Raw genomic sequence first — 6339 nt, forward strand, 5'->3', positions numbered from 1 at the left:
TAGAGGAAATATAGCTATGAAGTTTATTTTTGGAATACTTGCAATAACAATTTCTAGTATTTGTAACAGTTTTTCAGCAGCTAGAGACGAAAAAGATATAATAGCAACACGGCCTCAAGTATCCAATTTTTTTGCTAGCACTGCAGAACTCTTTCCTCATCTAAGAAAAGAGTTGGCCGCAGGGAGAGGGGGAGAAAGCCTCAATTTTCCTACTACGATCACCCCTAGTAGGAATCGCGTATTTTTTGTGTGTGGCGCCAATAAAAAAACAATTCTGATTCAAGGAGGCTCCAAAATAGAGATTGATTTTAGGAGTTATGTAGAACAAGAACAGAAAAATAAAGCAGCCCAGAAAATTCAAGCCCTATGGCGAACCTATCGAACTAAAAAACTTAATGGAACGCTCCATGATTAAACTCTCAAAAATAATTTTTACAACGTCTTTTGTGTTTTTAAATAGCTTCGGCGCAACGCAAGACTTAGACAGTAATGTAAAAAGAAAAGTTGGTGCTCTTGTGGCAGCTAATCAGGAATCTATCTTTTTTTCCCACATACGTTTTGGTGAGTTCGATCTGAATAAATGCGATTCCGCAACTAATCTGATCAACTGCGCTTTAGGGCAACCTTGCAGCGCGGGTGCCATAGAAAAATTGTGGAGCTCCTCAACCTTCTGGGGAAGCGAAACCCCTGGCAGCCTTAAAGCCCTGGAAAATCGCTTAGACCGCTTTGCCCATCTTCCCACAGATGCAAGAAAAATGCAGTGTATGCAGGTGATGCAGCTTCATGTAAGAATGTCTGAGAATTTTTTAGATGCCCTGATCAGGTTAAAAGAAGAAAGCCCCACCGCCTGGAGCTACGCCCTTGAAGAGCGATGCCGATACCTTAATCTTTTTTATTTTAGTATGCATTTAGAGGCACTTAAAAACTTTAACAACGATGGTATGCCCAGCCTCCTTAAAAGCCAATCTATAGAAAAATTTGTATCCATTTTCTCTGAAGAAAATATAAAAAGATTTGGACGTCAAAAACCCCTACACCCTTTTTGTTTATATCTCCTGATGCCCATGTGGCGTTAGAAAAGATGGCTCCCCGAACTGGACTCGAACCAGTGACCCAATGATTAACAGTCAGCGATCTATGGGTTTTCTCAAAATTAATAGATCTTAATTTTTCTTTATCCAGCTTGCGTTTGCGGGTATAATGTCATTATTCTGAATTAACCTAAATAGCTCAAATTTTACTCAAAAGGTAGCACCAGGGTAGCACGGGAGTAGCACCAAATGAAGACACAAGAGAACAAATTTAACTTTACAAAAAAGTCCATTGAAAGCCTTCCAAGGCCAGAATCAGGAAAACGCACCTACTATTATGATACGAAAGTCCGGGGCTTAGGAGTCGGGATCACAGATAAAGGCACTCAAACTTTCATCGTGTATCGCAAAATAGGAGGCAGACCTGAACGTATGATTCTGGGACGTTATCCGGACTTATCTATTGAAAACGCTCGGGGAGAAGCCTCTAAGATCAACGCAAAAATTGCCCAGGGGGAAAATCCCAACCGTGAAAAGAACAAAATTCGGGAGGAACTTACCTTCAAAGAACTTTTTGCTCGTTACCTTGATCAACATGCCAAAGTGCATAAAAAGTCCTGGAAAAGTGATTTAAATCAGCACAAACTTTATTTATCCCATTGGGATAAGCATAGAATATCTAGACTACACAAAGCCGATATAGAGGCCCTACATGCAAAAATAGGTAGGGATCATGGACTCTACGCAGCCAATAGGATGTTAGCATTACTCGCCGTTATGTTTAGCAAGGCCATAAGCTGGGGATGGAACCATACAAATCCAACAATAGGCATCAAAAGATTTAAAGAAAAATCCAGAGAACGCTTCTTGCAAGGAAATGAATTGCCGAAATTCCTGAAAGCACTTGAGGAAGACCCTAACCAAACATTAGCAACTTTTTTTAAATTATGCCTTTTAACGGGAGCGAGACGAAGCAACGTCTTAGCGATGCGTTGGCAAGACATTAGTTTTGATCAAGAAACATGGAATATTGTTGAGACTAAAAACGGCAATTCCCAGCTTGTACCCCTTTCTGAGCAAGCATTAGGTCTTCTGAAGTCTCTTTTTAAGAAAAAGGAAAGTGGCTGGATCTTCCCCAGCACGACCAGCAAATCTGGACATTTGGAAGAACCCAAAAACGTCTGGAAACGTATTCTAAAAAAGGCAGAATTAGAAGATCTGAGACTACACGATCTTCGACGCACCCTTGGGAGCTGGCAAGCAACCACAGGAGCCAATAGCTATATCATCGGCAAGTCCTTGGGCCATAAAACCCAACAAGCCACTGCCATTTATGCCAGATTAAACATTGACCCCGTCCGAGCATCCGTAGAGCGCGCAACAGCAGCGATGATGGAAACACGAGAGAAGGAGGAATGAAAATTTTACTTAATGATCGACAAAAAGCTTTAATCAGATGAGTCAGAGTCTGGAGGAAGCAGGCATTCTCGTTGTAGTTTTGATTCCAAGTTTAAAAATTCCTTAAGTTTTATCATTGCAGCAATTTTTATCAAAAGAGACCAGTCTGTATCTTTTTCTTTTATAGTGCTTGGTTGACCTTCCTCTCCTCTCTCTATGGCCCGATCTGATGTAGCGTATAAAACAAGAGATGGAGGACCTTCTAAGACAACCCTTTTTCCCTCAATCTTAGTAATTCCCAGGCAAGTATCAAAACTTGCCCTTAACAAAAATCCATCCTTATCTGTATAAATTTTTTCAAGACCAAGATTTGGGGTCACAATTTTAAAAGATCTACAATCAACAATATCTGAGGAAGCATTGTAGGAAATCTTAAACTCCCCTATAAGGGGTGTAATAGCATTGAAAAGATGATCATCGTAAGCGCTAACAGGTCCAGATCCCCCCCTCACCCTATTAAGCTGTCTTACCAAAAATCCTTGAGCTGCCCATGAACGAACATCGTTTAAAATATCTCGATTTTGAGTAGAAATAGAAGGGGAAAATTTATCAATAAAGAAATTGTTTCCTGGAACAGAACGAATGCTTTGAGTGTAATCTTCTTTGGAGACATAATCTAAAAACTGATCCGGGTTGGCTACATAAAGTTTTTCGTAAGAAACCGTCATAAAAACAGGAATGTCCGGATTCTCACTCCTAAAACTCCATCTTTCCGACCAATTTTTAAGACATGACAGACAATCACAACTTTTAATCATAGAACATGGACTTCGTTCGGTATGAAGGCAAGCAATAACAGCTAAAACGGGGTCTTGTTCTTTTTCTAAAAATCTTTTTAAATTTCTAAGAGGAACTAAAGTGTCTGACTGGTCTAAATCAAAAACAATGCGCTGTTCTGTGTGCCATCCACTACGAATCAAAGTTTTATATCTCCCATGATAGGTTTTAAGATTGTTTAAAATTTGATCTATTTTTTCCGGAACAACACTAGCATCTTCTATCTCATTTAGTGCTTTTATTTCTGTTCTGATATTTTCAAGAGCAGTGTGAATGGCTTTTTTAACCATATGCATTTTTTCTCCTAAAATATAATGCTTAGGATATAGATAGCTAGACCACTGGATTTCAAAGTCTGCTAGATCAGGAATTATATTATGTGAACGATCAACACAACTATCATAAACTCTGGAAAATTCTCCCATCATCAAATCATTTTGAGGGTATACTGCCATTGGCAGAATCTTTCCAGATTTTTGAACAATCAACAAGCTGATAAGCCCGAAATTTGAATTTTCTAAATCTTCAAGAATTGTTCCGTTCGTACTTTTTGTTATCTGAGAGCCTGAAACAGAAAGCCTACTAGACTTTGTCCCTCCATTATCAATAGGAGAAGAACCGATAGGAACAGCAGCCTGCAATAAAACGCTAAGAGGTTCGTCAAAATTAGATTTTGGTAACGCCACAGAAAGCTTCTTTTGAATAGAAGTTAACTTATTGTGTTCCGTTCTAACACGCTCAACAATCTTTCCTGTGTTGGCCCCACAAATAGGTCCCAAAGCTACATCGAGCCCCACAAAAGAAGAAAAACTTCCACAATGGTAAACTGCAAGTGAAAGGAATAAAAAAACTCTAGACATGGTCCACGTTCTCTTCAAGTGTAAGTTTTGCGAGAGATTCCAGCATGGGTCCTTCGTCCGAATCAGATGAAGCAGCAATTTCGTCGAAATCATCTAAATCATCCTCACTCTCATTTCCTGTTAAAATGTGCAGTGCCTTTGATTTTTCTATTCTTTCATAGTACTCCGCATAGTACTCTTGGTGGCTTTTATCCCAATCAGATGATATCAAACCTTTTTGCTCACAATCACGAATCCAAAGAATTTCTCGTTTAAGTTTTGAATAGTAAGACTGGCTTGCAAAAATCAATTTTTTAGAAAGATCTAACCAATCCTGCGGATACCTCTCTTTTCCCATTGCCAGAATAGGTTGAATTCTTTTATTGTCATAGGTTGTTTCATGGATGTTTAAGTACTCAAAATTTCTCTGAACTAAAATAGGGAACAGAATATTAACCCAAATACCATCATCCAGATGAACAGTTCCTAAAACAAGAACTTTTAGACTAGGAGCCTTAGGCAGCACAGTCTTCAGTAAAACTTTAAAATCATCCTGAAATAAATATGTTTTCTTTAAATCAATAGCCCATATTCTAGAAAAATCTTCCTCATAGAAGCTAATATGTTCTAGAACGGAAGAAACAGGAGTGGCATCAGGAAAATCTTCCAACCCCTCCTGATCAATGATCTGCTGATTGAGTTTTAAAATACCATCATCTTCGATACAGCTCCCATAGGATGAAACAGAGAAAATCAGAAAAACCAGAGCAATAAACACGGACTTCATAGCAAACCCTCCTTAACTTCATGTTCCTTTTACTACAGGACTTAGCAAGCTGCAAGCTGCATTTTCAGACAAGTTTCAATTTAGATAATCAAAGAGATCCAGACAGTCTACACCTGCAACTTATAATCCATCGAGTTTAGACTCAAAGGGGATTAAAATAGAATCATCCGAATCAAGTCTAGGGACGCTTTGGCCCTGACTCCGATCTCTCCATTTTCGTTTTTGTAAAATATCGATGATGATCTTATCCATTCCATTTTCAGGAGTTTCTGGTTTAATGGAGTTCTGAATAAAAGCAATAGCTCTTTCTTTCTCTGGAGAGGGGATGATTCTCAAATTACTCATGATTTCTTCATGAATCTTTTTACCGTTTAGAAAAGGCAAGAGCTTTTGAGTCAAAGTGACAATTTCTTCTCTCTCTGCGGGCGGAATTCCTTTTAAGACGGGAATAATCCCTGCATAGTCTCGATTCGTCATTTCTGGTACAGTGAATCTTTGAGTAAGAACCATAACGTCTTTCCTCTCTTCAGCAACAATTTCTGCAAAAGAGTAGAGCAAGGTGCTAAGGTGGTGATCCTTTCGAGATATAAGCTGAATAAGGGCAACAAAATCTTCCCTTTCCTTGTGAGGCAAATCTCTTAAAACCCGTATAGTCTCTATACAGGCTAAGTTGGGGTTTTGAGTGAAAGCATTAAAACTTCTCCTCTCCTCGTCGGGAATTTCTTTCAAAACTCCAAGGATATCTGAGACAATGGAATTATAATCATAATGCATATTAGACGCGATAAGTTGCGCACAAACAACAAAATTATTCCTTTCCGTTGAGGGAAGGTCTCTTATTATTTTAATAATATTAAGACAATCCCATAAACGGAGATCAGGAAGAATAAGTTTCTGAGCATAAGAGGTAACCTGTTCTCTTTCTGCGTTTGAAGAGACAGGGGACAATATACGCAGAATATTCAGACGGTCAGAGCCTTGCATAGAGTGTGTTATAAAGTTTCTAGCGCATCGAACAATGCTACCTCTCTCTTCAACACTAGAATGTTGCAATTCTCGAAAAATATGTGAAGGATTTCCAAGACCAATACACAAAGGTTTGATTGATTCTTTAATATCAAGTTCTTCTTGGCGAGAAGCCCCATAAGAAAATTGTGAGCTCATTACAAGGGCACCTGCCAACACAGTGAATAGTTTTGTAAGTTTAAACATTATTCCTCTTTAAGTTTGTAATTTTGATTTTTCTGTATTTTCTGAATAGTTATCATCGCCGAAAATGCAGCCATTTAATAGCATTTTGCTCTTCCGGGCAAACCACACTATCATCTTCATAATGCAAATATCTAATTTTAAATCCTTCCCTCTTAACACCTGACATATTTCAAATATGAGCAGAGTTTGGGAATTTTCAGAAGGGAAAGAGCGGCGTTGAGGATTATTCTGAGAC

7 protein-coding genes are annotated in these 6339 nt (G+C 38.6%); 3 read left to right on the forward strand and 4 right to left on the reverse strand.

Annotated features, from left to right (window positions below):
• Positions 1 to 16: 16 nt before the first annotated feature.
• The 3 genes from WCG05_03740 to WCG05_03750 all read left to right on the forward strand — a co-directional run bounded on the left by WCG05_03740 (position 17) and on the right by WCG05_03750 (position 2450).
• Positions 17 to 415: a hypothetical protein gene (locus WCG05_03740; protein MEI8321105.1), complete on the forward strand. Its 399-nt coding sequence runs from the start codon at positions 17 to 19 to the stop codon at positions 413 to 415.
• On the forward strand, positions 408 to 1076 hold the full coding sequence (locus WCG05_03745; GenBank protein ID MEI8321106.1) for a hypothetical protein: 669 nt from the start codon (positions 408 to 410) through the stop codon (positions 1074 to 1076). Before WCG05_03740 ends, WCG05_03745 begins: the two co-directional genes overlap by 8 nt.
• A 204-nt stretch (positions 1077 to 1280) precedes the next feature.
• Positions 1281 to 2450, forward strand: a complete 1170-nt coding sequence (locus tag WCG05_03750; GenBank protein MEI8321107.1) for a site-specific integrase — start codon at positions 1281 to 1283, stop codon at positions 2448 to 2450.
• Positions 2451 to 2479: 29 nt separating this feature from the next.
• Here WCG05_03750 and WCG05_03755 read toward each other — a convergent pair whose 3' ends face one another.
• The 4 genes from WCG05_03755 to WCG05_03770 form a co-directional block, all read right to left on the reverse strand.
• The gene (locus tag WCG05_03755; protein MEI8321108.1) at positions 2480 to 4126 is read right to left on the reverse strand and encodes a hypothetical protein; all 1647 of its coding nucleotides are present in this window, start codon (positions 4124 to 4126) and stop codon (positions 2480 to 2482) included.
• On the reverse strand, positions 4119 to 4892 hold the full coding sequence (locus WCG05_03760; protein MEI8321109.1) for a hypothetical protein: 774 nt from the start codon (positions 4890 to 4892) through the stop codon (positions 4119 to 4121). The genes WCG05_03755 and WCG05_03760 overlap by 8 nt, the downstream gene beginning before the upstream one ends.
• A 120-nt stretch (positions 4893 to 5012) precedes the next feature.
• A complete protein-coding gene (locus tag WCG05_03765) occupies positions 5013 to 6104 on the reverse strand; it encodes a hypothetical protein (GenBank protein MEI8321110.1) in 1092 nt (363 codons plus the stop codon).
• Positions 6105 to 6113: 9 nt separating this feature from the next.
• On the reverse strand, positions 6114 to 6339 hold a 226-nt coding region (locus WCG05_03770; protein ID MEI8321111.1), incomplete at its 5' end, for a hypothetical protein.

It is taken from the genome of Alphaproteobacteria bacterium, assembly GCA_037146715.1.
Lineage (GTDB): Bacteria > Pseudomonadota > Alphaproteobacteria > UBA7879 > UBA5542 > JBAWWO01.